This window comes from Clostridium minihomine, from assembly GCF_900240385.1.
GTDB classification, from domain to species: Bacteria; Bacillota; Clostridia; order Oscillospirales; family Acutalibacteraceae; genus Faecalispora; species Faecalispora minihomine.
In genome coordinates, this window is sequence record NZ_OEQH01000001.1 from 1 (window position 1) to 25,889 (window position 25,889).

At 45.3% G+C, this 25,889-nt stretch carries 26 protein-coding genes, 4 tRNA genes, 1 rRNA gene, 1 other RNA gene and 1 pseudogene; 22 read left to right on the forward strand and 11 right to left on the reverse strand.

Features of this window, described 5'->3' with window-relative positions:
* The 6 genes from C1A02_RS13610 to C1A02_RS00030 form a co-directional block, all read left to right on the forward strand.
* The coding region (locus C1A02_RS13610; protein WP_207204859.1) for a hypothetical protein at positions 1 to 189 on the forward strand (189 nt) is incomplete at its 5' end.
* A 22-nt stretch (positions 190 to 211) separates the two neighbouring features.
* Positions 212 to 287: transfer RNA gene (locus C1A02_RS00010), tRNA-Lys, on the forward strand.
* 61 nt (positions 288 to 348) lie between these two features.
* Positions 349 to 423: transfer RNA gene (locus C1A02_RS00015), tRNA-Glu, on the forward strand.
* Positions 424 to 507: 84 nt separating this feature from the next.
* Positions 508 to 624 (forward strand): 5S ribosomal RNA (gene rrf, locus C1A02_RS00020).
* A gap of 7 nt (positions 625 to 631) precedes the next feature.
* Positions 632 to 707 (forward strand) — tRNA-Asn (locus tag C1A02_RS00025).
* A gap of 67 nt (positions 708 to 774) precedes the next feature.
* A tRNA-Ile gene (locus C1A02_RS00030) sits at positions 775 to 851 on the forward strand.
* A 75-nt stretch (positions 852 to 926) separates the two neighbouring features.
* Here C1A02_RS00030 and C1A02_RS13655 read toward each other — a convergent pair.
* Positions 927 to 1,085, reverse strand: a pseudogene (locus C1A02_RS13655) (transposase); the annotation flags it as partial.
* Positions 1,086 to 1,338: 253 nt separating this feature from the next.
* Between C1A02_RS13655 and C1A02_RS00040 the strand changes: the two are divergent.
* Positions 1,339 to 1,911, forward strand: coding sequence for a hypothetical protein (locus tag C1A02_RS00040; RefSeq protein ID WP_101696171.1), 573 nt, complete (start codon positions 1,339 to 1,341; stop codon positions 1,909 to 1,911).
* A gap of 24 nt (positions 1,912 to 1,935) precedes the next feature.
* Positions 1,936 to 2,220 carry a hypothetical protein gene (locus C1A02_RS00045; protein WP_101696172.1) on the forward strand — a complete coding sequence of 95 codons (285 nt, stop codon included), beginning with the start codon at positions 1,936 to 1,938 and terminating at the stop codon, positions 2,218 to 2,220.
* Positions 2,221 to 2,571: 351 nt separating this feature from the next.
* On the opposite strand, the gene sigK is transcribed toward C1A02_RS00045, so the two are convergent.
* Positions 2,572 to 3,258 (reverse strand): RNA polymerase sporulation sigma factor SigK, encoded by a 687-nt coding sequence (sigK, locus tag C1A02_RS00050; protein ID WP_101696173.1) that lies wholly within the window; start codon positions 3,256 to 3,258, stop codon positions 2,572 to 2,574.
* A 166-nt stretch (positions 3,259 to 3,424) separates the two neighbouring features.
* On the opposite strand from sigK, the gene C1A02_RS00055 reads away from it, so the two are divergent.
* The gene (locus tag C1A02_RS00055) at positions 3,425 to 3,832 is read left to right on the forward strand and encodes a Fur family transcriptional regulator (protein WP_101696174.1); all 408 of its coding nucleotides are present in this window, start codon (positions 3,425 to 3,427) and stop codon (positions 3,830 to 3,832) included.
* 14 nt (positions 3,833 to 3,846) lie between these two features.
* Positions 3,847 to 4,692 (forward strand): carbon-nitrogen hydrolase family protein, encoded by an 846-nt coding sequence (locus tag C1A02_RS00060; protein WP_370737771.1) that lies wholly within the window; start codon positions 3,847 to 3,849, stop codon positions 4,690 to 4,692.
* Positions 4,693 to 4,697: 5 nt separating this feature from the next.
* Here C1A02_RS00060 and C1A02_RS00065 read toward each other — a convergent pair whose 3' ends face one another.
* From C1A02_RS00065 to C1A02_RS00080, 4 genes are all read right to left on the reverse strand, one after another.
* A complete protein-coding gene (locus C1A02_RS00065) occupies positions 4,698 to 5,117 on the reverse strand; it encodes a sulfite exporter TauE/SafE family protein (protein WP_101696176.1) in 420 nt (139 codons plus the stop codon).
* A complete protein-coding gene (locus tag C1A02_RS00070) occupies positions 5,117 to 5,464 on the reverse strand; it encodes a sulfite exporter TauE/SafE family protein (protein ID WP_101696177.1) in 348 nt (115 codons plus the stop codon). The genes C1A02_RS00065 and C1A02_RS00070 overlap by 1 nt, the downstream gene beginning before the upstream one ends.
* Positions 5,465 to 5,669: 205 nt before the next feature.
* A non-coding RNA gene (ssrS, locus tag C1A02_RS00075) (6S RNA) lies at positions 5,670 to 5,858 on the reverse strand.
* Between the two features lie 63 nt (positions 5,859 to 5,921).
* A complete protein-coding gene (locus C1A02_RS00080) occupies positions 5,922 to 6,239 on the reverse strand; it encodes a DUF1292 domain-containing protein (RefSeq protein WP_101696178.1) in 318 nt (105 codons plus the stop codon).
* Positions 6,240 to 6,716: 477 nt separating this feature from the next.
* Between C1A02_RS00080 and C1A02_RS00085 the strand changes: the two genes are divergently transcribed.
* The 3 genes from C1A02_RS00085 to C1A02_RS00095 all read left to right on the forward strand — a co-directional run bounded on the left by C1A02_RS00085 (position 6,717) and on the right by C1A02_RS00095 (position 11,879).
* Entirely contained in the window at positions 6,717 to 7,277 is a 561-nt protein-coding gene (locus tag C1A02_RS00085; protein ID WP_101696179.1) for a hypothetical protein, read from the forward strand.
* Positions 7,278 to 8,525: 1,248 nt separating this feature from the next.
* Positions 8,526 to 10,469, forward strand: coding sequence for a 2-dehydropantoate 2-reductase (locus C1A02_RS00090; protein ID WP_101696180.1), 1,944 nt, complete (start codon positions 8,526 to 8,528; stop codon positions 10,467 to 10,469).
* 51 nt (positions 10,470 to 10,520) lie between these two features.
* Positions 10,521 to 11,879, forward strand: coding sequence for an MATE family efflux transporter (locus C1A02_RS00095; protein ID WP_243577859.1), 1,359 nt, complete (start codon positions 10,521 to 10,523; stop codon positions 11,877 to 11,879).
* Between the two features lie 58 nt (positions 11,880 to 11,937).
* On the opposite strand, the gene C1A02_RS00100 is transcribed toward C1A02_RS00095, so the two are convergent.
* Both C1A02_RS00100 and C1A02_RS00105 read right to left on the reverse strand, forming a co-directional pair.
* Positions 11,938 to 13,023: a LacI family DNA-binding transcriptional regulator gene (locus tag C1A02_RS00100; protein WP_101696181.1), complete on the reverse strand. Its 1,086-nt coding sequence runs from the start codon at positions 13,021 to 13,023 to the stop codon at positions 11,938 to 11,940.
* A 529-nt stretch (positions 13,024 to 13,552) separates the two neighbouring features.
* Positions 13,553 to 15,139, reverse strand: coding sequence for a peptide chain release factor 3 (locus tag C1A02_RS00105; RefSeq protein ID WP_101696182.1), 1,587 nt, complete (start codon positions 15,137 to 15,139; stop codon positions 13,553 to 13,555).
* A gap of 411 nt (positions 15,140 to 15,550) precedes the next feature.
* On the opposite strand from C1A02_RS00105, the gene C1A02_RS00110 reads away from it, so the two are divergent.
* The 3 genes from C1A02_RS00110 to C1A02_RS00120 all read left to right on the forward strand — a co-directional run bounded on the left by C1A02_RS00110 (position 15,551) and on the right by C1A02_RS00120 (position 17,064).
* Complete coding sequence (locus tag C1A02_RS00110; RefSeq protein ID WP_101696183.1) at positions 15,551 to 16,138, forward strand: nitroreductase family protein; 588 nt, start codon at positions 15,551 to 15,553, stop codon at positions 16,136 to 16,138.
* A gap of 310 nt (positions 16,139 to 16,448) precedes the next feature.
* Entirely contained in the window at positions 16,449 to 16,805 is a 357-nt protein-coding gene (locus C1A02_RS00115; RefSeq protein WP_101696184.1) for a GIY-YIG nuclease family protein, read from the forward strand.
* Complete coding sequence (locus C1A02_RS00120; RefSeq protein ID WP_101696185.1) at positions 16,792 to 17,064, forward strand: DUF2087 domain-containing protein; 273 nt, start codon at positions 16,792 to 16,794, stop codon at positions 17,062 to 17,064. The genes C1A02_RS00115 and C1A02_RS00120 overlap by 14 nt, the downstream gene beginning before the upstream one ends.
* A gap of 207 nt (positions 17,065 to 17,271) precedes the next feature.
* On the opposite strand, the gene C1A02_RS00125 is transcribed toward C1A02_RS00120, so the two are convergent.
* Positions 17,272 to 18,546: a hypothetical protein gene (locus C1A02_RS00125; protein WP_243577860.1), complete on the reverse strand. Its 1,275-nt coding sequence runs from the start codon at positions 18,544 to 18,546 to the stop codon at positions 17,272 to 17,274.
* 315 nt (positions 18,547 to 18,861) lie between these two features.
* Here C1A02_RS00125 and C1A02_RS00130 point away from each other — a divergent pair, with 315 nt between their 5' ends.
* From C1A02_RS00130 to C1A02_RS00155, 6 genes are all read left to right on the forward strand, one after another.
* Positions 18,862 to 19,737: a phosphate ABC transporter substrate-binding protein gene (locus tag C1A02_RS00130; protein ID WP_101696187.1), complete on the forward strand. Its 876-nt coding sequence runs from the start codon at positions 18,862 to 18,864 to the stop codon at positions 19,735 to 19,737.
* A gap of 79 nt (positions 19,738 to 19,816) precedes the next feature.
* Positions 19,817 to 21,169, forward strand: a complete 1,353-nt coding sequence (pstC, locus tag C1A02_RS00135; protein WP_101696188.1) for a phosphate ABC transporter permease subunit PstC — start codon at positions 19,817 to 19,819, stop codon at positions 21,167 to 21,169.
* On the forward strand, positions 21,159 to 22,082 hold the full coding sequence (gene pstA, locus C1A02_RS00140) for a phosphate ABC transporter permease PstA (protein WP_101696189.1): 924 nt from the start codon (positions 21,159 to 21,161) through the stop codon (positions 22,080 to 22,082). Before pstC ends, pstA begins: the two co-directional genes overlap by 11 nt.
* Before the next feature lie 2 nt (positions 22,083 to 22,084).
* Positions 22,085 to 22,840: a phosphate ABC transporter ATP-binding protein PstB gene (pstB, locus tag C1A02_RS00145; protein WP_101696190.1), complete on the forward strand. Its 756-nt coding sequence runs from the start codon at positions 22,085 to 22,087 to the stop codon at positions 22,838 to 22,840.
* A gap of 74 nt (positions 22,841 to 22,914) precedes the next feature.
* On the forward strand, positions 22,915 to 23,577 hold the full coding sequence (gene phoU / locus C1A02_RS00150) for a phosphate signaling complex protein PhoU (protein ID WP_101696191.1): 663 nt from the start codon (positions 22,915 to 22,917) through the stop codon (positions 23,575 to 23,577).
* A 19-nt stretch (positions 23,578 to 23,596) separates the two neighbouring features.
* A complete protein-coding gene (locus tag C1A02_RS00155; RefSeq protein ID WP_101696192.1) occupies positions 23,597 to 24,295 on the forward strand; it encodes a winged helix-turn-helix domain-containing protein in 699 nt (232 codons plus the stop codon).
* A gap of 151 nt (positions 24,296 to 24,446) precedes the next feature.
* Here C1A02_RS00155 and C1A02_RS00160 read toward each other — a convergent pair whose 3' ends face one another.
* Both C1A02_RS00160 and C1A02_RS00165 read right to left on the reverse strand, forming a co-directional pair.
* Complete coding sequence (locus C1A02_RS00160; RefSeq protein ID WP_101696193.1) at positions 24,447 to 25,037, reverse strand: hypothetical protein; 591 nt, start codon at positions 25,035 to 25,037, stop codon at positions 24,447 to 24,449.
* Between the two features lie 272 nt (positions 25,038 to 25,309).
* On the reverse strand, positions 25,310 to 25,831 hold the full coding sequence (locus tag C1A02_RS00165; protein ID WP_101696194.1) for a transcription repressor NadR: 522 nt from the start codon (positions 25,829 to 25,831) through the stop codon (positions 25,310 to 25,312).
* Between the last annotated feature and the right edge of the window lie 58 nt (positions 25,832 to 25,889).

Sequence of the window (25,889 nt, forward strand, 5' to 3'; positions counted from 1 at the left end):
TGTAAGTACAGCAATGTATTTAGCTTGGCAGTACTAATCGGTCGAGGGCTTGACCATAATTTCTTGGTTAGAGCCTTGCTCATTCGCTTTAACTTCTGTTTCTTCTTTATTCAGTTTTTAGTGCCCGCGCAGGGTACAAAAAGATTGGCGAAGGGCTGCGAGCGCAACGGCTGCCAAAAGGCAGTGTGAACGCCTAGCTTTAGCTTGGCAGGCACCATTAGCTCAGTTGGTAGAGCACCTGACTCTTAATCAGGGTGTCCCGGGTTCGAATCCCTGATGGTGCACCACAGAAAAGTCAGGCGGAGGTCGGAATCCTCTGGTCTCTGCACCTGGCAAAAGCTGAGATGTGGCCCGTTGGTCAAGCGGTTAAGACACCGGCCTCTCACGCCGGTAACGGGGGTTCGATTCCCCCACGGGTCACCAAATACCCTAAACAAGCAGTAAGAAACAGGAAACTGTTTTTACCATATCCTGCAGGAAGGCCAAAACCTCCTCTGCGGAACTATAGTTGGTGTCGATGACGATGAGGGTCCACCCGTTCCCATACCGAACACGGAAGTTAAGCTCATTAGTGCCGACGATACTTGGCTGGAGACGGCCCGGGACAATAGGAAGATGCCAACACTGATATTCCTCAATAGCTCAGCCGGTAGAGCATGCGGCTGTTAACCGCAGGGTCGTTGGTTCGAGTCCAACTTGGGGAGCCAAAGTGCAGGAAATTGCCGCCGTCGTTATTTTTAGCGGCGGCTTTTTTCTTACCAAATTTATTTGTGGGGGCCATTAGCTCAGTTGGTTAGAGCAACCGGCTCATAACCGGTCGGTCCGGGGTTCGAGTCCCTGATGGCCCACCATATAAAAAGCACAGGATACGTTCGTTTATGGAACGTATCCTGTGCTTTTTTGCATCTATCATTATTGATTCTATGTCAATCGAACCCAAAATAGAAATTAGAGGGAGTGGTGTCAAGCGACTCCTTTTTTGTGGGGTAATTGAATGTGTGCAGAATACGGTTGCGGAAACGATAAACATTGCGGAAGCCGAAAGCGTTGCCTTTGAGGACTTTCATTTTGTTGTTGCAGCCTTCGGTAAAGATGTTTTAGTCTAGAGCCTAATTATTTTGTGATTTTTTATGTTAATGAACTTTCAAGTGTTTTTTTAATAAGTTTTTAAAAAAATGTCACAAATCCCTGTTAGAAATTGTCTTTATGAATAGAAGGCAGTATTTCTTAGTAAAGGGAGAGATTCCAGTGATTTAACCAAATGTATGTTAAACTGAAAAAAGCCTATGTTGTACATTGATTGATGTCAACAGTGTGAATGATGAAAGGAGCTTTTCAATGAATCGGAAATTTAAAACAATAGTAAGTAGTCTTTGTGTATGCGCTCTATTAACGGTTCCGGTGGTAAATACCGCTTTTGCTGCCCAGCATTCTACGCAAGGCATAGTGTATTCTACATTTAATGCAAAAGCATATGAGCAGATGACAGAAAAAGAGCTTGTTCAGAAGATGCGAGATCTGGGACTGAATGAACAGGAAATTAAGCATATATTAGAATTGGAAAAACAAAGAATAAGTAAAGGAAATCAATTTCCTTCCTCTAATTCGATTGGAATTATGAAATTTCCATCTAATCCGAAAGAGGGGGATCGACACACAGAACAGTATCGTATTTATTTTTCAACCGCAAATATACTTGCTGGTGGAGCTGCCGAGGTTGTAGTGGTCTTGACCGCAGGTGGTGTACCGGCAATTGTTGCAGTAGCAATTGCAGCAGCTATTGCTAATAATATTCTTGAAGGTATGAATGTTAGAGGTGTTTTAGTTTCAGTAGAATACTATTATGGTCCCGATAATCATGGTGGGATGGGTTGGACTCCGGGGTATCATACTTATTCATATATTTATTAAAGCACATAAAAGGGGCAAGATTATATGAAGGAAAATACAGTAAAAAAATGGTATCCAATTATGATGTTGGCTATTATATGGATGATACTCAGCCTGTTCTATTCTAAATATGGAGAACTATTTCACCTTCTTATCTCACCATCGGGATACATGATTGCAAATCTGATTTTTCTCGCTGTATTTTTATTTGGGACTTATTGGATTAGTAAAAAATATAAACTGTCAAACCGTGAACTGCTTCATGATAAGGGATACCTCATCTTAATGAGTGCTTTGATCATTTTGGTTCTCCTTAATTTTATTTTTTAGCACTTCAATCAAAGATAGAAATTAAAAACTGCGCAGGAAGGCTGCTTTATCAGCGGCTTCGATACGCAATATGATTTTTAATTGATTTTCTAGTCTAATAGTGGTATGATTCTTTATGTATTTCTATAAAAACCATCTGACATGCAGCCCGCACCAAAGTGACAAAATGTCAACTTTGATGCGGGTTTTTATGGGAAAACAGGAAGGAGAGCAGAAAGAATCGAAAGAAATGTAAAATAAATCTATTCTTTTATGGAAAACTCAATTTTAAGAATTGTTCTTTACTAAGTTAGAGAATCATGGTATAATATGGTAAAAATATTATTAATCTAACTAAGACTGTCGAATTCGTTATTTATTAAATTGTTTCAGAAGAATTCCCAGTGCTTTTTTTTCGATACGAGATACATAGGATCTGGAGATTCCCAAGGAAGAGGCAACCTCTCTTTGTGTTAGCGGTGTCTGACCATTTAATCCATAACGCAGCTCGATAATGGTTTTCTCTCGGGGAGATAAGCTGTCACTAATGTGTTTTTTCAGCTGTTCTGACTTAATCTTACAGTCTAAATTATCAATGATATTATCTTCTGTGGACATGATATCGATTAGGGTCAAGGTGTTTCCGTCTTTGTCTGTATCGATGGGTTCATTTAAAGAGACATCTTGAGCGCTCTTTTTGCCGCTTCGAAAAAACATCAGCACTTCGTTTTCAATGCATCGGGCCGCATAGCTGGATAGACGAATCCCTTTGTCGCTGTTAAAGCTGTCAATGGCTTTGATTAACCCGATTGTTCCAATGGAAATAAGGTCTTCCTGATCATTGAGATTCGAATAATATTTTTTGATAATATGGGCAACCAGTCGCAAGTTATGTTCAATCAGTTTACTGCGGGCTTGGGTATCCCCGTTTTTCCACCGCTCTAAGTATTCGCGTTCCTCTTGTGCTGTTAGCGGGCGGGGAAAGGATCCGTTGCCGGTTACATGCAGCACAAGGAACAAAATATTGGAAATGGCCTCCCGCAGCAAAGATAACAGCATTCATATCCCTCATTTTCTTTGTTTTTGTATTGTATGCTGCTGAAAGCCTGTATGTTGCAAGTCCCGAAGAAAAACAGAGAAGATTCTTTACAATCGGGGCTGGGCATGATATGATAGTAATACAAAAAGATAATGATTATTGTTTCTTTTTGAAAGGATAGTGCTTATGCAAAAACGTCAAAACTTTAGCCGAAAAAGGAAAGCAATCTTGGATGTACTCTTGAGTACCGAGATCCACCCCACCGCAGAATGGATCTACCAGTGCCTGAAGCCGGACTATCCGGATTTAAGCCTGGGAACTGTTTACCGGAACCTTTCCCGCTTTAAAGAAGAAGGAATTATTGTCAGTGTAGGTGTGGTGAATGGACAGGAGCGTTTCGATGCAGTTGTAGAAGAGCATGAGCATTTTATCTGTGAAGAGTGCGGTGCAGTCATGGATATTAAGTATCAGCTTTTACCCGATTCCATTGATCAGCAACTGGCCCGCAGCTGCGGCCTTCAGATTAACTCTCATAGTTTAATTTTCTATGGGGTCTGCTCAGAATGCCAAAAATCTGCAAAAGTGTCTTCTTGAAGCGGGGGGAATGAATGATGCGCAACTATCAGGTGGGCATGGTTCAGCTCAGAACCGGCTCGGATAAGGACGAAAACCTAAAAACGATTTCCAAATATATTGCGGAAGCCGTTCAGAAAGGTGCGCGCCTTATCTCGCTGACTGAAAACATGAATGTGATTGCCGAAGCAAAACTGCCGGCGGCGAACTTTGCCGAAGATGAATCGGGCCAGACGTTCCAGCTTATTTCGGATTTATCCAAAAAATTTGGAGTTTATGTTCACGCCGGCAGCTGGGCAGAAAAAATCCCGGGGGATTCCCGGGTGCATAATACCAGTTTTCTGTTTTCTCCCAAAGGGGAGCTTTTGGCTAAGTATCGAAAGCTTCATACCTTTGATATTGTGTTGCCCAGCGGCAAAGCGGTACGTGAATCAGAAGAAGTTGCTGCCGGTGACCGCATTGTGACGGTGGAAACCGAATTGGGTGTTTTGGGATTGGCGATCTGTTATGATCTGCGATTCCCAGAGCTGTTCCGGCTTTTGACGGAACAAGGGGCACAGGTTATTTTTAACCCTTCTAATTTTACGCTGCTTACGGGCAAGGATCATTGGGAGCCGCTTCTGCGGGCCAGAGCCATTGAAAACAGCTGCTATGTGATAGCGCCGAACCAGATTGGCCAAAATGCCCGTTTAACGGCTTTTGGAAGCAGTATGGTAGTTGACCCCTGGGGTACGGTGATCGCCCGCTCAAAAGAGGAGCCAGGCGTCACTATGGCTGAAATAGACCTGGACTATCTGGATAAGGTTCGAAACCGTATGCAGACGATGGAAAACCGTCGTCAGGATATTTACCGTTTACAAGATTTAACGCGTTCACAATAAAAAGCTTATTCCGTGGTTTTTTCACATTTTTCTTCTGGGGTGTCCTCTTGGCTGTCTTTGCCGGGAGGACATTTTTTTGTAAACAGCTCTTGAATCCCGATGATCAACAGCATTGCCCCAAAAATTCGGCGCAGCCACACCACATCTAAAGAGCCGGACAAAAACACACCGCCCAAAGCGCCCACCAAACCGGCAGCAGCGGCAAATAGAGCTGTTTTAAAATCGATCAGCCCTTTTCGGATATAACAGATTAAGGCCAGAATGGCGCAGGGAATGAACAAAATCAGGTTAATTCCCTGGGCGGCCCGTTGATCCAGCCCTGCAATCAAAGTAAGGTAAATAATCAGAACCCCGCCGCCGCCCATCCCCATAGCGCCCAACATTCCGGCGGCCAGTCCGGCCAAAGCCATCCAAATCCATTCCATCAGAACAGCATCCTCCATGCAGCCCACAGCATTAACGCGCCAAACAGGCGGCGCAGCAGGGTTTTATTTAATTTAGGCAAAGCCCAGGAGCCGATTACCGAGCCCGCCAGCATCCAGGGAAGGTATGGCAAAGCCTGGCCAAAGGTGACGCTGCCTCGATATAAGTACAAGCCTGCGCTTAGAATACAAATTGGCAGAATAACTGCCACAGAAGTAGCGTGGCTGTTCACAACAGGTAATCCGGATTTTTTCAGCATGGGGACTACAATCATGCCGCCTCCTGCGCCCAAAAGACCGTTGGCGATGCCCGCTAAAAACCCTCCCAATACATGAAAAGGCCGTTTCATCAAACCCACTCCTTTGCGGGTATTCTTCCCCAAAACCCAAGAAAAAAACGCGGCTTAGCGGCAAATCCGCTTGATGAAATAAAAGCCCTTGCAGCAAAAATGCTGCAAGGGCTGATTCTGTTATTAAAAAATGAAAAAACAAAAACATAAAAACATTACTGTTTTCCGCTGATAACGGTTATGCCACTTTTGTTATTTTTATAATAAAAGGCCCGCCTGGCCGTAACGTGCTAAGATAACCTGCTACTTGACAGCAGGTGGGTGCCCTCCCAACCGTTTCATGCTCCCTTCGTCCGGCCGAAGCCGGGAGGTCTGCAATCCGCTGTCGGAGCCGGGCTCCCGATTCAAAATTGTAGGGTTATTTTGCATCGGTCCACGCACCAGGCAGGAAGAAATGCTTCTGTGTCTGTAGCAATAGTATAACAGAATTTCATGAAAAATAATGCTTTAAAAGAAATTAATCGTCGATTTCGTCAGAAATATCTTCCTCTTCTTCATACAGCTCGTCAAAGCGGCTTTCAAAGAGTTCTGCCAATCTTTCCAGCAATTCATCATCTTCCACTTCAGCCAGCTGCTGCTCGCCGTCTTGGTCGATTGCTTCGAAAATATAGTAAGTTCCTTCCGATTCCACGCTGTCTTGGGGGTCATCAAAGGTGGGAAGCAAAGCATAGAAGCATCCGTCATCATTGTCAATTACATCTAATACTTCAAATTCATGCTCATTTCCTTCATCGTCAACTAAAGTCAGTACATCTGGGCCGAATTCTTCGATCATATTGTCATCTCCTCGTCTATTAAAAAGCTATGGATTCATTTTACCGTTGTTCCAGAATGAAGTCAATAAAAATATTTATGTGCAAATTTTTCAAAAATATTTTTAATATTTTCATTTCAATTTTTTAGAAATAGCATAACGTAAGTTTCGTTTTTATTGCTAAAAAATTAAAAAATGATATGAAATGTCACAAAGCATCATTCTGATCTGTTATTATAAATGAAGAGTTTTTAATTCCTTATTTCATTTTAGGGGGTAAGTCGGATGAACCTGTTCGGATGAGCCGTAAAAGAAAGCGGGACAAACAGTGTCTTTCCATTTGTTTGGAAAGAAGCTAGGATGAAGACGAAAGAATTTATGAAAACGAAAATACGGTTCAGGATATCCTGTATTATGGTAGTTTCGGTTTTGCCTGTGTCTTCTAATTATTATATTGATCAGAGCCTGATTCTGTGTTAAAAGAAAGGAGAATACACCATGAAAAAAAATAAAACTCAAATTCTTTTTCTAGCAATTACGGTTATCATTGCTTTGAGCATGATGGTTTACGCTTTTGGTAATCGTGGTCTTGCATCCGGGGTAGGGATATCGCATGATCCAAATGCCGAGCTGGCCAATCTTACGGTATCGCAGATTGAAGAAATAACGGAATTAGTCAATCAGGATATTCGGGATACGGTTCCTGTGGACAGTGAAAAATATATCGAAATACAGGAAAGTAATGCCGATTCCTCAAAAAACACTGACAATGGTTTGCCTGATTCCCTATCGTCTTTCAAAGAAAACTGGTCAGCTACGGCTTATTCACAAATCATTGAGGAAGCGCCCGTTGGCTCCACCTATCCATTGACTTATATGAGCCGAGATAACAAGGAAATGCTTGTGCTTTATAAAGAGCCGGATGGAACAATTGTGAAGAAAATTGCCATATACAAAGCGCCGAAGGACAGCCGAAACATCGATCTGTACGAAATGTATACTATTTCGGAAGAGCGCTTTGCAGGGGAGCCACTGCCCGAAATCATGCAAAAGTGGTAACTTTCTACCCTTATTTTGCTGCTCTTGAGTTCCGAATGCCGCGAAACAGATAGTGTCTGCTTCTTTCAGTTATTTAAAAGAATGATCGGTTACGGCAGTATGTTCGGGGGTGAGCCTGTCAGTACAGCGAAAGATCTTTTAATTGTAGGAAAGAAATCGTGAAGCTGAGCATATTAGTTTACATACAGTGAATCGGATAAAAAAGACGGATTCCATTCCCCGGCCAGGGTGGGCGCCAAGTTTGTTGGCGTTTGAAGCCCGCAGCAAACAAGAAACTTTATACATCTCCTATTCGTTGAAGATATTAACTAATTATTTTTAAACATTTTATTAAATTGTATTGACATTTACTCAATTGGTGGTATAATATAGTTGCAAAGGGAAAGAATTTGATAACGGACGCTAAAATAGCATGAGCTGTTTTGAGGAGAAGGTTTCAGGTGCTGTCACAAAAATGACAGCATAACGCAAACTCTCTTGGAAGTGGCGTCTGAAATCAGTTCATTTGAAAGGGGTGAGTCCAATGGTACAAGAAGAAGCGCAACCCCAGTCCGTCGGTCTGTTGGACTTAGGTTGCCCGGCGTGTGGAGTTTGTTTCAGCAGTCATATTTCAAACAGAAAGGACTGAGTCCTAAATATCAGGTCAAATCAGTCACCGCGTATTCGGTTTTAAAACGTTAAAATCAATCCGGTGGGATTTCGGTTCCGATATCATGTGGAAATACTCCCGTGCTTCGCGGCTGAATTCCAAGATGGTTTCCCGTTCAGCGTATGATAATGTTTTTTCCACGTTCCCTTAGGGTACCTTTCTTAAAAGGATTTTTATTCTATTGCAAGTGACAGGGCATTCGATTGAAAGAGTTCATTTACTCATTGCGCTGAATCAGTACGACGAATTGTTTGTAAAACAGGGTTCGATCAACAGGCGTTTGAAACCGAAACGGTGCAAACGAACCAGAATTCTTAAAATATAATTATAAAAGGCTGTGATCCGGTGATCACAGCCTTTTCCTTTTGCTTTTTAATTTTGTGCCCGAGGTCTATTAAAAGGTCACAAAATGCTTAATTTGGCCGAATAAATAAAAATTTTCTCACCAAAATTCTGGTTTTTTCAGCAAAAACGGGCTTTTTGCTCTCCTTTTTACTTTGCAAAAGATTTGAAAAGTGATATCATTAGGACAAATCATTTGGAAGGATTTGCCGATTCTTTGGCAAAGCCTCTTTCATTTTTATCACCGGAGGGATTCCATGAAGTATTTGATCCTGGGGGCAGGAGGAACCGGCGGAGCAATCGGCGGGTTTTTAGCGGCCAGCGGCAAAGATGTTTCGTTTATTGCCAGAGGAAATCATTTGGATGCAATGCGGCGGTATGGCCTGATTGTTCATTCTGATTTAAGAGGCGAACTGAGAATAGCGGATGCAAAAGTATTTGATATGGAAGGATATCAGGAAAGCCCGGATGTGATTTTTGTATGTGTAAAAGGGTATTCTTTAGAAGAAACCTATCCTTTTCTTCGCCGTGTGGCAAGACCGGACACAGTTATCATTCCGATTCTGAATGTATACGGTACAGGCGGCCGCATGACGGTAAAGCTGCCCGGGTTAACCGTGGCGGATGGCTGCGTTTATATTACGTCATATGTATCCGGCCCGGCACAAATTACCCAAAAGGGCTCTTTGTTTCGGGTGGTATATGGTAACCGGGATTTCAGCTGTCCCCCTATCTTTTACGAGATTGAGAAGGATTTGCAGGAAAGTGGGATAGAAACCTTGGTTTCGGACTATATTATTCGGGATACTTTTCAGAAATTTTCTTGTGTTTCTCCCATGGCAGCAGCCGGGGCGTTTTTTCAAAGCACTATGGGGCAAATTCGATCCGAATTTCGCAAAAGGGAAATTTATGTCCGGTTGGTTGAAGAAATCGGGCAGCTGGCTCAAGCCATGGGCATTCCGTTTTCCACCGATGTGGTTCAGGAGAATCTGGATATTTTAGACAGTGTTTCTGCTGACAGCACTACCTCGATGCAAAAGGATTTGCAAAAAGGCGGCCCTTCTGAAATGGATGCATTGTTGTTTGAAGTGGTGCGCATGGGGAAAAAATACCGGGTACAGCTTCCGGTTTATGAGATGATAGCTAAAAGTATGGGGTATTCTGAGGTATTTGACCCGGCCATTTTGGGAAGGCTGGAGCTAAAAAACCACTTGGTGCGTTCTGCCACTCGGGATGGGGTGGAAAACGAAGACGGTACGGTCAGTGCAAAACAGCTGGAAATCATGCGTACGCTGGCAGAAAATGATGTGGGCATGATTATTACCGGCCATTTTTATGTGCATCCTCAAGGGCAAGCTTCCCCCTCTCAGAATGGGGTTTACGACGATTGTTTCATTCCGGGAATGCGACGTTTGACTGCCGAGGCTCATGATTTTGAGGGCTGTGTCATTGCTCAGCTGAACCATGCCGGGGGAAAAGCGGATGTGGAAGAACCGGTGGCTCCGTCTTCTTTTGAATATACACCGGAAAAGCCGGCAAGAGAGTTGACCCGACAAGAGATTCAGAAAATTGTTCAGAGCTTTTCCGACGGAGCATCCCGGGCCAAGCAGGCTGGTTTTGACGGGGTGCAACTGCATATGGCTCACGATTATCTGCTCAGTGAGTTTTTAACGCCCCAAATGAATACCCGAACCGATGAATACGGCGGATCAGTGGAAAACCGTTTTCGGATTTGTGCCGAAATTATCGAAGAAGTCCGGCGGGAATGCGGTCGGGATTATCCGATTTTGGTTAAGCTGAATTGCAATGTGCAGCAAAATGACGAACAATATGAGGAAGATCTCAAATATATTCTGGCGGAATTGGAAAAACTGGATATAACCGCGGCGGAATTGAGCGGATGTGATTTTGTCCGAAAACGCCCAGATGAGCGGAATTACTATTTGGAACGTGCTGCCCGATTGCAGCAGGAACTGGACATGCCTTTGATTTTGGTGGGCGGAATTCGTTCTTTGCAGGACATAGCACAGGTGATGGATGCGGGAATTTCGTTTGTATCCATGAGCCGTCCTCTAATTTGTCAGGGGGACTTGGTAACAAAGCTTCGGGCCGGAGAAAAGCTCAAATGTACCAGCTGCAACCAATGCTTCCATTTGCCCCGCATCCGGGGTGTGCGCTGTGTGTTCCATCCACAGCGATAAGAACGGTTGGTAAGAATGCCGGTTGAAAGAAAAGGGGAGAAGAGAGACGGAATGAAGAATCGGCGGTTGGAAATCATGGAAAGTGCACCGGTGGGCAAAGCACTGGCCTATTTGGGGCTTCCCACCATTGTGGGGCTTTCTGTAACGGGATTCTATCAGCTGGCAATTAATTTTTTTGTGGCGCAGCTGGGGACTCAGGCCGTGGGTGCTATTTCTATCATCTATCCTCTGGTGCTGCTCATGCCGGGTATCGGGCTGTTATTCGGCAACGGCGGCGCCGCTTATATTGCAGAACTGTTGGGTGCGGGTGAAAAGGAACGAGCCGAAACCGTTTTAGCATCCACGGTATTCTACTGCGTTTTTTTCAGCGTGCTCACTCAGTTGCTTTTGCCGGTTTTGCCCAAGCTTTTGGTGCAGATGGGCGCATCGGTTACGGTGCTTCCTTTGGCCTTAGAATATGGGCAGATTTTAATTGTTTCTTTTTTATTTTATATTCCCTCGGTTTGCCTGGCCAATCTGGTGCGGGCAGAAGGGAATGTGGCGCTGAGCACTCTTTCGCAAATGACTGGGGCAGCCTTAAATATCGTGTTGGCCCCTCTTTTTATTTTTGGGCTTCAGTGGGGAATTCGCGGGGCGGCTGCGGCTACGGCAACTGCCCAGTTTGTGTCGCTCTGTATGTTGGTTCAGTATTACCTGAGAAGAAAAAGTTATCTGCGGCTGAATTTTCATAAAGTTCGGCTTCACTGGTGGATTCTTGAGCCGGTGTTAAAAATCGGTATTCCGCTTCTTTGTATTAACCTGTTCCAAAGCATTTCGATGACGGCAGCCAATATTGCAGCCGCACCTTTCGGGGATGCAGTGGTGGCTGGATTGGGAATCGCGAATCGAGTGATCGGTATGACCACTTTGGCTGTTACAGGGTTTTCCAGGGGCTATCAAACCTTTATTTCATATAGTTACGGAGCGGGATATTTTGAGCGGATTCGCCAGGCAACCCGAACTGCTTATGCCTGGGGCATGTGGGGTGCTTTGGTTATCTCTGTCATACAGATTGCTTTTTCGGGCTCCATTGTATCTGCCTTTTCGCAGGATTCCAATGTGGTGCAGGTGGGAACACGGGCATTGGTTGCGGGCAGTCTTTTGTTTTTCACTTATGGATTTCAGTCGATGGTTACGGTATATCTGCTGTGCATTCGCTACAGCAAGGCCGGTTTTGTGTTCAGTATTTGCCGTCAGGGGCTGGCATACTTGCCGCTGTTAGTGGTTTTTGTCAACTCGTTTGGGGTGAGTGGAATTTTTTATACACAGGCGGCGGCCGACCTGTTAACGACCTTGATTCTGATTCTGTTTTTGACAGCCACCCGGGAAAAAAGAAATTCGGCGCTGCAATCTGCCGTGAAAAGCTTATAAGTTTAAGAAATAAAAAAAGCCCTGTCTTCTCCATGTTTTGGAAAAGAACAGGGCTTTTTTACTCGTTTTGCAAAAAACTTAATTCATTGGTGTAATGCGATAAATTACTTTTTAAGACAATCGTAGGGAAAACATAAACATTTTCTTTTCTGGGAAACTCATTTTTTACCAGATAATTAAAGATGGTTTGACAGGCTAAAAACGCCATTTTAATGGGGTTTTTATAAATAATAGCCTGTAATGTATTTTGCAGAAGAAATTCTTCATTTTCCCGGAATAAATCACTGCCGATGATGTGGGGTTTTCGATTGCTGGGGGTATCTCTTGCGGCTCGACACAAAGGCAGCGTGTTGCGGGCATTACAGGAATATAGGCCGGTAATTTCTTCGTCCTGTTCCAACAGCTGCCTGACTTCTTGATACAGCTGTTGGGGGGCATTGTCGTTATAAATCCGGATTACTTCCATTTGGGGTGCATATTTGGACAGATAGGTTTGAAAGCCATCCACATTCAGGTAATGGGAAGGATTCAGCGGATCGCCGGCAGCAACCGCAATTTTTCCCTGTCCTGCGGTAAATCGGTGCAGCAGTTCTGCCGCCAGACCGCCTGCCATGGCATCCTGTGCTCTTACACAACATAAGCGTTCGGATTGGGGCAGATCAGAACACAGCAATACCACTGCGGTATTCTTTTGAATTAAGCGGTCAATAAAATAAGAAACTGCAGGGCTTTCGGTAGCAACTGTAATCAGGCCTGCAATATCGTCTGCACAGCTGCGGTAGATTTCTTCGAGTTTTTTGGGAAGCTGTTCGATGGATCCGGAAAATCCAAACTCTAAAAATTCCACATTAAATTCTGCAGCTTGGGGTTTAAACTGACGAAGTCCCTTCCAAATATCCTGATAAAAATAGCGGTTGGGGCCTAAATCAGGCAAAGGAATCACAACGGCAATGCGAATGGGCTTGCGCTTTAGGGATGAAGCCACATAATTAGTTTTATAGCCCATGCTGGTGGCGATTCCAACAATTTCATTTTTTACTCTTTCGCTGATGCCCGGTTTGTCATAAAGGGCTTTGTGCACCGTTGAGAGAGAAACACCTGCCTTTTGGGCAATGTCTTTTAAGGTAGTTTTTTTGAATTCCATAAGAGTTTCCTTTCTGCGGATGGGATGCCACTGCAAAAGAAAAAGATTTATAAAAATAAAAAACGTTTCTCAATTCTTTCTATTTTCTTATAAAAAATTTTCAATTTTTTGTATGTTTCTATAACAATATAGCGCAAATTAGTTGAAATTTCAAGGATGAGTTTCAAATCCTATCATAGGAATAATATGGATTAAGAATCCAGTTAAAATAAAAAACGTTTTTTAACTCGGATGTTATTTTAAAAATGGATTTATCATACTCTTTCAGGAGTTTTTTGATTTTGCCGGAATTGAGAACCGTTTTTCACACTTGAAACAGAACAGCAAAACGGGATATGCAAAATCAGAAACGGTTTAAAACGTTGATAAGAAAGCTTTTCTTGCGAAAAAATATATTTTTTCCGATATCATGGGGAGCAAAACAGCTGACAGATTACATTGGAATAAAAAAGCAGGTACCTCAACAGGCACCTGCTTTGAATTAACAGAAAAAGGGGATAAGAGCTTTGCTGGTGTGATCTGTTTTGAATTATCCCCGACTGAAATCGTTCAGTTCCAATCCCTCATTGTGATCCAGCGCCCAGCGGATATTCCATTCGCTGGTGAACAGCAAAAGGCTGTGGCCTTTCAGATCCTGAATCTTTTTTGTGTCTGAGGTAACGGTTAGCTGTTTTGGATCCAAATTATCATTGGCAATCCAGCGGATGTATTGATAGGGGAGCCCTTCCAGCCGGATATCCACATTATACTCGTGTTTCAGGCGGTATTCCAGCACATCAAACTGAAGAACACCCACCACGCCCACAATCACTTCTTCCATGCCGCCGTTCAGCTCTTGGAAGATTTGAATGGCACCTTCCTGTGCAATTTGCGACATGCCCTTTACAAACTGTTTGCGTTTCATGGTGTCCATCTGGCGCACACGGGCAAAATGTTCCGGCGCAAATGTGGGAATTCCCTCAAACACCAGCTTCTTTCCCGGGGAGCATAAGGTGTCCCCAATGGAGAAAATGCCCGGATCAAACACGCCGATAATGTCGCCGGCATAAGCTTCTTCAATGATTTCGCGCTCCTGTGCCATAATCTGCTGGGGTTGGGAAAGCTTGATTTTCTTGCCGCCCTGTTGGTGAAAGACTTCCATGTTTTTCTCGAATTTGCCCGAGCAGATGCGCATAAATGCAATTCTGTCCCGATGAGCCTTATTCATGTTGGCCTGTATTTTAAAGACAAAGCCAGAAAAATCCGGATCAAAGGGATCCACTTCTCCCTCTTGTGTTTTGCGGGGTAAGGGAGAACTGGTCATTTGCAAAAATTCTTCCAAAAAGGGTTCTACACCAAAATTCGTTAATGCAGAGCCGAAAAATACCGGAGAAAGCTTGCCGTGGCGAACTGCATTCATATCAAACTCATAGCCCGCACCATCCAAAAGCTCAATATCTTCCTGCAACTGTTCGTGCAGGTAAGGGCCGATGATCTCTTTTAAATTGGGATCATCCAGTCCGGATACGGTTTTTTCTGCTTCGTGCTTTCCGCTTTCGCCTTTAAAGGAAAGAATCTGGTTGCTTTTTCGATCATAAACGCCTTTGAATTCTTTTCCGGATCCGATGGGCCAGTTCATGGGATATGTTTTAATTCCCAATTCCTGCTCGATTTCTTCCAGCAAGTCAAAAGGACTTCTGGAATCTCGATCCATCTTATTGATAAAGGTGAAAATAGGGATGTTCCGCATGACACAGACTTTAAACAGTTTTCGGGTTTGGTTTTCAACACCCTTTGAGGCGTCGATCACCATCACTGCAGAGTCCGCCGCCATCAAAGTGCGGTAGGTATCTTCAGAGAAGTCCTGATGCCCGGGGGTGTCCAGAATATTGATGCAGAAGTCTTCATATTTAAATTGCAGGACGGAGGAGGTAACGGAAATTCCTCTCTGTTTTTCAATTTCCATCCAGTCAGAAACTGCGTGCCGGGAATTCTTTTTTCCTTTTACCGAGCCAGCCAAAGCAATGGCTCCGCCATAGAGCAGGAATTTTTCGGTCAGCGTTGTTTTTCCGGCATCGGGGTGCGAAATAATCGCAAAGGTTCTCCGTTTTTCAATTAAATTTTTATAGTCAGCCAAGTCAGGTTCCTCCGTCTATCCAGGTTAGTATCAAAAGCACTTTGACAGTATACCACGCGCAAAGACAAATTTCAATTTATATGGATGTGTGATGAAAAATTTATGTTATAATAACCTCACGCCGCACACAAAAGAGTACGAAACGCTTTTTGAAAAAACTATCAGGAAAAATGCTTGTGCCAATTTGAGAAGAATTAAGAGCCAGAAGAATTATATCTTAAATAACCATGCAGTAAAGTTTTAAAACTTTACTGCATCAAATTAACCGCAGGTCACAAGTTTAAAAAGAGCAAAGCTAACCATAGTTTGTCCAGTTTCTACCGTTTGTTTCATGATGATACATTCTGAAAACGGTGAGGATGGATGTTAAAAAACAATCGATCAATCATATTAAAAAGGAGCGGATTGTTCATGGATTACAGCCAATGGAAAGAACTGCTGAAAAGCAGCCGAAGCAGCCGGGGATATGACGAAAACTGCAAAGTAAGCCGAACAGAACTGGAACAGATGGTGGACTGTGCCCGCTATACGCCTTCTACTATGAATCTTCAGCCTTTGCGTTATCGGCTGGTTCATGAGGCGCAAGAAGTGGAAACTTTACAGTCCCTGACCAAGTGGGCCGGGGCCTTAAAAGAACTGCATCTTCCCCGGGAGGGACACCGCCCGCCGGCCTTTATCCTGATTTGCCACGATACCCACATTGCGGCGGCCACACCGGGGTTTTTGCGGGACGTGGGCATCGTCAGCCAGACCATTCTGCTTTCTGCCAAAGTGATGGGGCTGGGCGGCTGTGCTCTGGGAGCTTTTTCAGAAGAAGAAGTGGGCCGTGCGCTGAATTTACCGGAGCATGTAAAGCCCATGCTGGTTTTGGCAATTGGAAAGCCCGATGAAACCATTGTGCTCAAGGAAGCACAGGCCGGGGAAAAAATCACTTATTACCGTGATGAAAACGATGTTCATTATGTTCCCAAGCGTAAGCTGGAGGATGTTCTTCTTTAATTTTTTTATCAAGCTAAATTTCTGCCGGAACCTTTTTTCTCATAAGAGGTTCCGGCTTTTTTGCATTTTTATTTTGATTCGGACCCACTCTACGAAGCGTTGATTGCGCAGAGGTGAAAGGTGTATTACAATGTTTTTAGGAACCGGATAGAAGTCGTTTAAAAAGAAACAATTATGGTTCCATGAAGTTTCCCTTAAAAAGAATTAGAGAAATGATAAAAATATTTTGAAATGAAAATAGATGAAGTTTCTGCCGTGAAAGAGGATTTGAACCGTTCAAACAATTGGGGCAGATAGGCAGGAGGAAAAGATGGACGAACGAGCCAAAAAGGCAATGAAGAATCAATATAAAAACAGCAAACAAACCGGCGGTGTATATCGAATTTGCTGCACGCAAACCGGCGAAGTCTGGATTCGTGCCAGTGCCGATTTACAAAGCGCCAAAAACCGCTTTGCCTTTCACCGTTCCACCAATCTGTGTCCAGAGGCGGCTATGGCATCGGCTTGGAAGCAGTACGGCATAGATGCTTTTATTATTGAGATTTTGGAAGAAATCGAAAAGAAAGAAACCCAAACACCGCATGAGTTTTCAGAAGATATTGCTACGTTGCTGGAACTTTGGAACGAAAAGCAGAATAACGGAGGAAGAATAGTTGGAACAAAATAAAAATATCGATCGTTTTTTAAACCCTGAAGGTAAAATTACACAGCTGCCTCAAAAAAGCAGCGTTCGGGCGGCGGTGCTGCATTATCTGGCACAAAAATTTGAACCGGAACGCAGCTATACCGAGCAGGAAGTTAACACTATCTGCGGTGAGTGGCATACATTTGGGGACTACTTTCTTCTGAGAAGGGAACTGGTGGATTATGGCCTGATGTGTCGGGAAGCAAATGGTTCCCGTTATTGGAGGGCCGAATTTGAATGAATTCCAAGCAATCAGCAACCAATCGATACGAAATAAAATGAAAACCTCCTTTTGTCACAATCGTACGGCTTTTGTGCCGCACGACGAAAGACAAAAGGGGGTTTTTGTATTATCACAAAATAAAATAGTTGTTCTGAAAAACTCGTTCTCATTTGATTGAAATATGGTTGGAAAATCATACAGGCGAAACGCTTTGAATGAGGCTTTTTAGGCTGAGGCTTTCGGCGTTTTGGGTTCGCTTTCCAAATAGGACGACAGCTTGCGCCAGATCTGAAGAGTTTGCTGGAACTGCCGGTAATGGGTTTCCACATTATTGTGGTAAAGTTCCAGTTCCGCCGAAATATTACAAAAATCTTCCCGACCAAAATACGCAGAAAGCTTCGGCAAAGTGAATGTCAGCTGATTTCGGATTTCCTGAATCTTGCTTTCGTAAGTATCAGGTTGGGTAATATATAAAAGAAGGGGTTTGTAGCGAATCCACCCCAAACAGGCGCGATAAAAACGGTTAATGACAAAATCCAAATCTGCACAGACTGGTTTTAGGCGAATGGGCAGAACACCGTCCATCAAATGGTTGTAAGCCGAAAAACCATCATGAAAGGTATAGCAAGGGATCCGAAGAACCTGGCTTTTTTCCAGGCAGGTGCTCAAAAAAGTATCTTCACCCCGTGCGCCGGGTGGATTATAGAAGGGATACACCCGTTCCCTGTCTTTCAGGTTGATGCACAAATTAGAGCCGGAAATGAATTTGCAGCCGTTGTGCACAGGAACTTCGAAAGGTGTGTTGCTGGTCAGCACCCCAGTGTCCGCATAAGTGACTCCGCCTTGTTTCATCACGGTTTCCATGGTGCCCCAGTTAATAATATCGTTGCTGATGGCTTCGATAAAAACACGGAAATCTGCGTGAGATAAGACATTGTTGAATTCAATGGAGGGAATGGGGGAAATATAGCCGCAGTGGTGCCCGTGAGTAATGTTGGCTCCGGTGTCTGTCATGTGGCGCAAATGGGACAGAAGAACATGTTGGCCGCTCCAGATTGCCCAGTCTCGTGTATTGGTGACGGCCATCGGGTATTCGTCATCATCCAAAAACAGCAAATAATCCATATGATGTTTTACAGCCCAGTAAAGAAGAGCATTGCGCTGACCGGCGTATCCACTGCTGAAAAACAATCGGGCCTCTTCTTCTGAAAGAACGTTGTTTCGCAAAAGGTGGCAGATCTCTCGGTTCATTGCGGTTTTTCCCAGAAAAAAGGTACCGTCCAATTCGGCAGTCAATTTTGGGTGAATACTGGTGTAATCGGTAACCTTTGTGTTTTCGTATTTTAAATCGTACGCCACAAATACGTTCAGATTCAGATTTTTATTCTGAGTCAGTCCGCATTCGCGCCAATTTAAAATATTCGTTTTTAAAACTTTACGAAAGCTTTTTCGCCCGGTGGCAAAACCGATTCCCACATTTACGGGGGTGTTCTGTTGCAATGATATCCTCTCCTTTTCCATAAAATCATTTGTATTCGGCTGCTTTTTTATCCCTCCCTTTTACGGCTGACTTTCCACTAAATGGAATAATAAGTAACAACTTATATTATTGATCAAAGTTGTTGGTTTGTCAAATGATTCGAAAATGCTTTAAAACTGGTGTGTTTGCAGTGGATTTTCTCACAGAACAGCGTGTGAATTTAGCTGAAATGATTTTTAACCACTTCTAAAACGCACTTAACGTGAATTTAACAAAGAAGTTTTAGGATAAGAATGCGCAAAAGAGAAAGAAACAGAATGCAGGAGGAAAAATAGATGAAGCAAAAAATGTTAGCGTTACTTGCAGTGCTGGTGGTAGGTTCCATGGCGGCGGCAGGCTGTTCTTCTACCATAGAAGGTCAAAGCGATACTTCGGCTCCCGCAGGGGAATCGTCTTCTTCTCAGGCAGATACAACCGATTTAAGCGGAAAGCTGACAATAAACGGCTCTACTTCCATGGCCAAAGTGGTTCAGGCTTTGGGCGAAGGATTTATGGAAAAATATCCGCAGGTTACCGTGGAAAAGGGTGGCACCGGCTCTGGGGATGCGGTGAAAGCTGTACAAAACGGCACAGCACTGATCGGTGACCTGTCCCGTAATTTGAAAGAGGAAGAAAAACCTGAGGATTTTGAAGTGACTCAAATTGCCATTGACGGCATTGCCCTTGCGGTTCACCCTTCCAACACAATCAGTAATTTGACCAGCGAACAGGTGGCAAAGATTTATACCGGTGAAATCACCAACTGGAAAGACCTGGGCGGCGCGGATCAGCGCATTACGGTAATCGGCCGGGAAGCTACTTCCGGTACCCGCGATGGGTTTGAGTCCATCTTTAAGGTGCAGGAAAAAACAAAGCTGTCCGCAGAGCTTTCTTCCACCGGCGAGGTGGTATCCAAGGTAGCCAGTGACCCCGGAGCGATTGGTTATGTTTCTTTGGATTCCATCAACACTTCTGTAAAAGCACTGGATATTAACGGAGTGAAAGCCAATGAAGAAAACGTGTCGAACGGAACCTATACAGTGCAAAGACCCTTCATTGAAATTTATAAAAAAGGCAGCGACAATCAGCTGGTTCAGGCATGGTTTGACTTTCTTAAATCAGACGAAGGCAAACAGATGATTCAAGATGCCGGTTTGGTAACGGTAGATTAATTCAGCGGACACAAGCACCCCGGGGTATCTGCATAGATACGCCGGGATGCTTTGGCGTCAAGCGGTGAGGAGGTAACATATGGAGCGAACGATGGATGGGAAACAAACCATAGATCAGGAGCAAAAACGAAACACGGTATATAAATGGATCGCGGTGGGACTGGGCGCAATGGGTGTCCTCTCCTTTTTTCTGCCCTATATCACTTTTGTGTTTCGTGGTTTAAAATATACGGTCAGCGGCATTCAATTGGTATTTGTTCGGGGATTTTGGGTGGTCGGCCCGCAGCACAGCGGCCTTGTGACCATTCCTTTGGCGGTTCGGCTCAGCGTGGTGTTGGGTCTGGTGTGCGCAATTGGCGGGCTTTTGCTTTTGCTGTTGCGAAAACCGGTTCCGGCCGGGCTGCTTTTTCTGCTGTCAGGCCTGTCACCTCTGTTGGTGATGGCAGCGTCAGGTGCCATTCAAACGGCGGTTGCTTCCCTAAACATCAGTCAGATTGAAATGCGGTTTCTTTGGCCCTTTTTGTGTACCCTGATTGGTGGGGTGCTGGCCTCTATCTTGTCTTTGCGAACGCAGGGCACGGAACGTCTGGCGGAATCGGTATTTCAGGTGTTTGCCTGTGTTTCTATCGGTTCCGTGGTTTTGCTGACGGTTTATATTATCTATGCCGGGCTGCCGGCAATTTTAGAGATCGGTGTGTTTTCCTTCCTGTTTGGCGACCGCTGGCGGCCGAAATCAGATGTTTATGGTATTCTTCCCATGATTTTGTCCTCCATTGCCGGGACCGCCGGGGCGATTCTCATTGGCGTTCCGGTGGGGATTCTGACAGCGGTTTTCCTGTCAGAAACCGCAAATCCGCGCTTGGCGCGTATCGTTCGCCCCGCAGTGGAACTTTTAGCTGGAATTCCTTCTGTGATTTATGGCTTTTTCGGAATGCTGGTAATTGTGCCGTTTATCCGCGGACTGTTCCCCGGAAGCACCATTGGCGACAGCCTTTTGGCGGTCATTTTAATTCTGGCGGTAATGATTCTGCCCACCATTGTCAGTGTGACAGAAACCTCTTTGCGGGCAGTTCCCATGTATTACCGGGAAGCTTCTTTGGCGCTGGGTGCCACCCGCACCGAAACCATCTTTAAAGTCACTTTGCCCGCCGCTAAATCCGGAATTCTGGCGGGTGTGATTCTGGGGGTAGGACGTGCTATCGGCGAAACCATGGCGGTGATCATGGTGGCCGGCAACGTGGCAAATATGCCTTCTTTGCTGGGGACGGTTCGTCTTTTGACCACCGGTATCGCTATGGAGATGTCTTACGCATCCGGCCTGCACCGGCAGGCACTGTTTGCCATCGGACTGGTGCTGTTTGTCTTTATCATGGCGGTAAACCTGCTGTTTAACTATATTTCGAAGAAGGGAGTGAAGATCCATGCCGAATAAATCGGCCTCGTTGGCCAATCAGACGGTTTTGGGCGGGGAAGGGAAATCCCTTTACAACCGCCGCCCCAAGCCCCTGGACATTGCCCTAAATCTTCTTATTAACGGGGCTGCATTTCTGTGCGTAGCGGTTCTTGTGGGAATTTTGGGGTATATTCTGGTAAATGGCGTGGGATATATCTCTTGGACCTTCCTTACCACCCCTTATTCGGAAACAAAGGCTGATCTCAAGGGCATTTTGCCCATGATTATCAATACGCTGTACATTGTGGTGATTACGCTGCTGATTGCAGCACCGGTGGGGATTTGCTCGGCTATTTATCTCACCCAATATGCGAAGCAAGGCAAGTTGGTAAAGGCCATTCGCTTTACCACTGAAATCCTGTCGGGAATTCCTTCCATTCTGTTTGGCCTGTTTGGCTACACGGTGTTTTGTATTTTGTTCCAGCTTCAAATCTCAATTTTGGCGGGCTGCCTGACCATGACGCTTTGCATTCTTCCCACCATTGTCAGAACCACAGAGGAATCTTTGCTGGCGGTTCCTGCCTCTTACAAAGAAGGTGCTTTTGCTCTGGGGGCCGGCAAGCTGCGGGTGGTTTTGGGCATCGTTTTGCCCTGCGCCATGCCCGGTGTGTTGACCGCGGTGATTTTGGCCATGGGGCGCATCGTGGGCGAATCTGCCGCTTTGCTGTTTACCTCGGGTCTTGCCTATCAGATGCCCAAAGGCTTTTTTCAGCAGATTTTCAGCAGCGGGCGCACGCTGACGCTGCATTTGTACCAGACTGCCCGAGAGGCCACCACGCCGGACGCCATGAACATTGCCTTCGCCACCGCGTCGGTGCTTCTTATTCTGGTGTTTCTGCTGAATCGTTTAGCGGGGCTTTTCAGTAAGGCTCTGCGGAAAGGATCCAAGTAATTATGGCAACTAAAATTTCAATTCAAAATTTAGATTTATTTTACGGTGATTTTCAGGCACTGCACAATATTTCGCTGGACATTCCAGAGCGCCAGGTAACGGCTTTTATCGGGCCTTCCGGCTGTGGAAAATCCACTTGTCTAAAAACTTTAAACCGTATGAATGATATGGTGACGGGCTGCCGGATTACCGGGAAAATCACCATTGACGGTGAGGATATTTACGATCCCCGTACCGACGTGAACCTGCTGCGGCGCAGAGCCGGAATGGTGTTCCAAAAGCCCAATCCGTTCCCCATGAGTGTGTATGACAACATCGCCTATGGCCCGCGTATCCACGGCATCAAAAATAAGGCCCAGCTGGATCAGATTGTAGAAGAATCCCTGAAAAGCGCCGCACTGTGGGAGGAAGTAAAAGATAGGCTGAAAAAGTCCGCTTTGGGGCTTTCCGGCGGTCAGCAGCAGCGCCTTTGCATTGCCCGGGCACTGGCAGTGGAACCGGACATTCTGCTGATGGATGAGCCCACCAGTGCACTGGACCCGATTTCCACTCAAAAAATTGAGGATTTGCTGGATGTTCTGCGGGATCGTTACACCGTGATTATCGTGACCCACAACATGCAGCAGGCGGCGCGTATTTCGGATCAAACCGCGTTTTTCCTGCTGGGCGAAGTGGTGGAATTCACAGAAACAAGGGTGATGTTCGAGCAGCCGGGGGATGAGCGGACAGAGCGGTATATTACGGGCCGATTCGGTTGATTTTCACCGGATGGTTTGTTACTATTACATTACTGGGAGCCGAGGGGGGCCACGGCAGAAAGAGAGGCTAAGAGATGGCGAGGAATACCTTTGAAAGGGAATTAACCGAACTGGCGCAAGAGATTACCTCTATGGGGGACGCGATAGACAGCCGCTTGCTGGTAACGATAGAAGCTTTACGCACTTTGGACTTGGAAAAAGCCAAACTGGTGGCTCAAAGCGATGATCAGATTGACCGGCAGGAACATGAGATTGAAAAGATGTGCCTGAAGCTGATTGCACTGCAGCAGCCCATTGCCGGGGATTTGCGCATGATTGCCGCCTGTCTGAAAATTCTGACGGACATGGAGCGGGTAGCGGATCAGTGCGCGGATATTTGTGATATTGTGGCGGGCGGAGATTTTAACGGCAACAGCCTGACGCTTTCTCATGTGGTGCGCATGATGGAAGAAGCCCGATCCATGTTCCGCCGTGCGATTGATGTGTTCATCTCGCGGGATATGGAAGAGGCAAAAGCCATCTGCGAATATGACGACGTGGTGGATGCCATGTTTTCTAAGATTATTTTGGAAGTCTGCGATATTATCACGCAAAATCCCCATAATGTGATGTGTGAAGTGGATATGATTTTCATCACCAAATACATTGAGCGAACGGCAGATCACGCCACCAACATTGCCGAATGGGTGATTTATATGGAAAACGGGGAACATCCGGATCTGAATCCAAAACTGTAATACGGGAAGGAAGAAGAAAATGGCGTTGATTTATGTAGCCGATGATGAACCGAATATCCGAAAACTGGTGGCTTTCGGCCTGAAAGACGCCGGATATGAATGTGCGGAATTCGCAGATGGAACTTCCCTTTTGGCGGCAGTGCGGCAAAGAAAGCCGGATGCCGTTATATTGGACTGGATGATGCCGCCGCCGGATGGACTGGCGGTCTGCCGGATTTTGCGGGAAAGCCCGGAAGGAAGACACCTGCCGATTTTAATGCTGACTGCCCGCAGTGAAGAATTTGACCGGGTGCTGGGGCTGGAAATCGGAGCCGATGATTATGTGGTAAAGCCTTTCAGCGTAAAAGAACTGTGTGCTCGGGTAAGGGCTGTGCTGCGCAGAGCCTCTCGATCGGCAGAGGACATGGCCGAACAGGTTCTTGCCGGGGGAGGGCTGAAGGTGGACATTGCGCGCCACACCGTCACGAAGAACGGGGAACCCCGGGAACTGACTGCCAAAGAATTTGATCTGCTGGTAATGCTGATGCGCCACCGTGGAAAGGTTCTGACCCGGGATGCTTTGCTGGATAAGGTGTGGGGTGTGGAATATTACGGGGATACCCGCACGGTGGATGTTCATGTTCGCTATCTGCGCCAAAAAATTGAGGATGATTCGGAATCCCCCCATCTGGTGCAGACTGTTCGGGGAGTTGGCTATAAATTTACAGAAGAAGATTAGGGCATTAAAATCGTCTTTTGCAGTAGAAACAGATGGATGATTTGAAATTTTCAGATAGCCCCTAGACAAAAAGATGCCCGGTAAATCTGCAATGGATTACCGGGCGCAATGATTTTTTGAGTTTTTAGAAAGAAATGTATATGGAGTGATTTTAGGAAACAGTTCGTTTTTTGGAAGAGGCCATTCCGGCGCTGACCGGAATCTGGATGACCCTGCTGACCGGCTTCCACACTACCAGTGCAATGCCGAAATCAATCAGGCTGTGAACGATGGTGCCGACTCCGACCATGACCAAAACAGAGAATGCGAAGCCTTTGGCGTAAAAGCTGCTGTTTAGGGTTCCGCCAAAATAGAACAGGGTAACCACAAGGGACTCACAAATAGCATGTACTACGGCCAGAATGGATCCAAACAGAATGGTGGTTGCGGGTTTGGTTAACAGATTCGGATATTTTTTCAAAAGCAGACAGCCCACCGCTACAAACCCCAGATGGCTTAGGGCGCGAAGTGCAATCACAGGGGGCAGCCCCGCAAAGAAAAAACCGACGCTTGTCCCGATGGTTACGGCCAGAGCAACCGTTGGGGAAATAAACATGGCGATAAAAATTGCCACATGGCTGGCTAACGTAAAGGACATGGGTTCCAGAACAATTTTGGGGGCAAACATGGGAATGACGATTCCCACCGCGCAAAGAAGCGCCGCAATTACCATGGTTAACAATTTTTGATTGGTTTGTTTCATTACAATCACCTCAAATGGTCTTTACATGTGTCTTGACAGCATTATAGTCCAAAAGTGAAAAGGTGTCAAGACACCTTTTAGAAAAAATCAAAAAATCTGTTATTTTTCATTTTTCCCGTCTTATGATTCTCTCATCCAACCCTTTTTCTACCTGAAAAAAAGAAAAAATACCCCTGTTGTTAACAGCAACAAGAGTACCTTTTTAAAATAATATGAATGCTTTTATGGCTTTGTCGATTCCTCTGATTTTGTAAGTGGCAGGATAGTTGTTTTTACCGCTGTTCCAGCAAATAGCCTTTTTCAGTTAGCGCGGCCAGTGTTCGCTCCATGTCTTGCCGGTTGTCAAAGGCAACGGTATGCAGATGAATTCCATCGGTTAAATCAGAAAGCGGTGCCGAGTTGCTTTTTTTCAGCCTTGAGATGAAATTTTCCACATCATAGTGGGAATAGATATGAAGTTGGCCCGATAACTGCCCATAAACGGCGTGTTCTACCGTAACGTCTAATATTTTGCCGCCGTTGTCAACAATCAGAGTCAGCTCATCTTCCATTTCTTCCCCGCTGTGGCGGCAGGCGATGATCAGCTGATATTTTCCGGCCGGTGTGTCAGATTCCATCACATAACCCCGGGGAGTAGCGGCGATTTTTTCGTTGGAGGCACGCAGCAAAGCGATATCTCCCACAATGATCTGCCGACTGACCTGAAACTGTTGGGCAATGGTGCTGGCGCTGATTGGTTGTTGGCTCTGCCTGAGCAGTTCCCGGATTTTTTCTCGTCTTTCGGCAGAATTCATCGTTTTTTACTCCCTTTCTCGGTAAGATAGCCGGGAAGATTCCCTATGGCGATATTGT

Excerpts from the sequence above, each read along its gene's own strand:
- C1A02_RS00065 (WP_101696176.1), bottom strand. The coding sequence starts at position 5,117 with ATGGAATGGATTTGGATGGCTTTGGCCGGACTGGCCGCCGGAATGTTG.
- C1A02_RS00085 (WP_101696179.1), top strand. The coding sequence starts at position 6,717 with ATGAAAAAAAATAAAACTCAAATTCTTTTTCTAGCAATTACGGTTATC.
- C1A02_RS00155 (WP_101696192.1), top strand. The coding sequence starts at position 23,597 with ATGGCGTTGATTTATGTAGCCGATGATGAACCGAATATCCGAAAACTG.
- C1A02_RS00110 (WP_101696183.1), top strand. The coding sequence starts at position 15,551 with ATGGATTACAGCCAATGGAAAGAACTGCTGAAAAGCAGCCGAAGCAGC.
- C1A02_RS00070 (WP_101696177.1), bottom strand. The coding sequence starts at position 5,464 with ATGAAACGGCCTTTTCATGTATTGGGAGGGTTTTTAGCGGGCATCGCC.
- C1A02_RS00090 (WP_101696180.1), top strand. The coding sequence starts at position 8,526 with ATGAAGTATTTGATCCTGGGGGCAGGAGGAACCGGCGGAGCAATCGGC.
- C1A02_RS00095 (WP_243577859.1), top strand. The coding sequence starts at position 10,521 with ATGAAGAATCGGCGGTTGGAAATCATGGAAAGTGCACCGGTGGGCAAA.
- phoU (WP_101696191.1), top strand. The coding sequence starts at position 22,915 with ATGGCGAGGAATACCTTTGAAAGGGAATTAACCGAACTGGCGCAAGAG.
- C1A02_RS00165 (WP_101696194.1), bottom strand. The coding sequence starts at position 25,831 with ATGAATTCTGCCGAAAGACGAGAAAAAATCCGGGAACTGCTCAGGCAG.
- C1A02_RS00100 (WP_101696181.1), bottom strand. The coding sequence starts at position 13,023 with ATGGAATTCAAAAAAACTACCTTAAAAGACATTGCCCAAAAGGCAGGT.
- C1A02_RS00160 (WP_101696193.1), bottom strand. The coding sequence starts at position 25,037 with ATGAAACAAACCAATCAAAAATTGTTAACCATGGTAATTGCGGCGCTT.
- sigK (WP_101696173.1), bottom strand. The coding sequence starts at position 3,258 with ATGCTGTTATCTTTGCTGCGGGAGGCCATTTCCAATATTTTGTTCCTT.
- C1A02_RS00080 (WP_101696178.1), bottom strand. The coding sequence starts at position 6,239 with ATGATCGAAGAATTCGGCCCAGATGTACTGACTTTAGTTGACGATGAA.
- C1A02_RS00045 (WP_101696172.1), top strand. The coding sequence starts at position 1,936 with ATGAAGGAAAATACAGTAAAAAAATGGTATCCAATTATGATGTTGGCT.
- C1A02_RS00060 (WP_370737771.1), top strand. The coding sequence starts at position 3,847 with ATGATGCGCAACTATCAGGTGGGCATGGTTCAGCTCAGAACCGGCTCG.
- C1A02_RS00130 (WP_101696187.1), top strand. The coding sequence starts at position 18,862 with ATGAAGCAAAAAATGTTAGCGTTACTTGCAGTGCTGGTGGTAGGTTCC.
- pstC (WP_101696188.1), top strand. The coding sequence starts at position 19,817 with ATGGAGCGAACGATGGATGGGAAACAAACCATAGATCAGGAGCAAAAA.
- C1A02_RS00115 (WP_101696184.1), top strand. The coding sequence starts at position 16,449 with ATGGACGAACGAGCCAAAAAGGCAATGAAGAATCAATATAAAAACAGC.
- pstB (WP_101696190.1), top strand. The coding sequence starts at position 22,085 with ATGGCAACTAAAATTTCAATTCAAAATTTAGATTTATTTTACGGTGAT.
- C1A02_RS00055 (WP_101696174.1), top strand. The coding sequence starts at position 3,425 with ATGCAAAAACGTCAAAACTTTAGCCGAAAAAGGAAAGCAATCTTGGAT.
- pstA (WP_101696189.1), top strand. The coding sequence starts at position 21,159 with ATGCCGAATAAATCGGCCTCGTTGGCCAATCAGACGGTTTTGGGCGGG.
- C1A02_RS00040 (WP_101696171.1), top strand. The coding sequence starts at position 1,339 with ATGAATCGGAAATTTAAAACAATAGTAAGTAGTCTTTGTGTATGCGCT.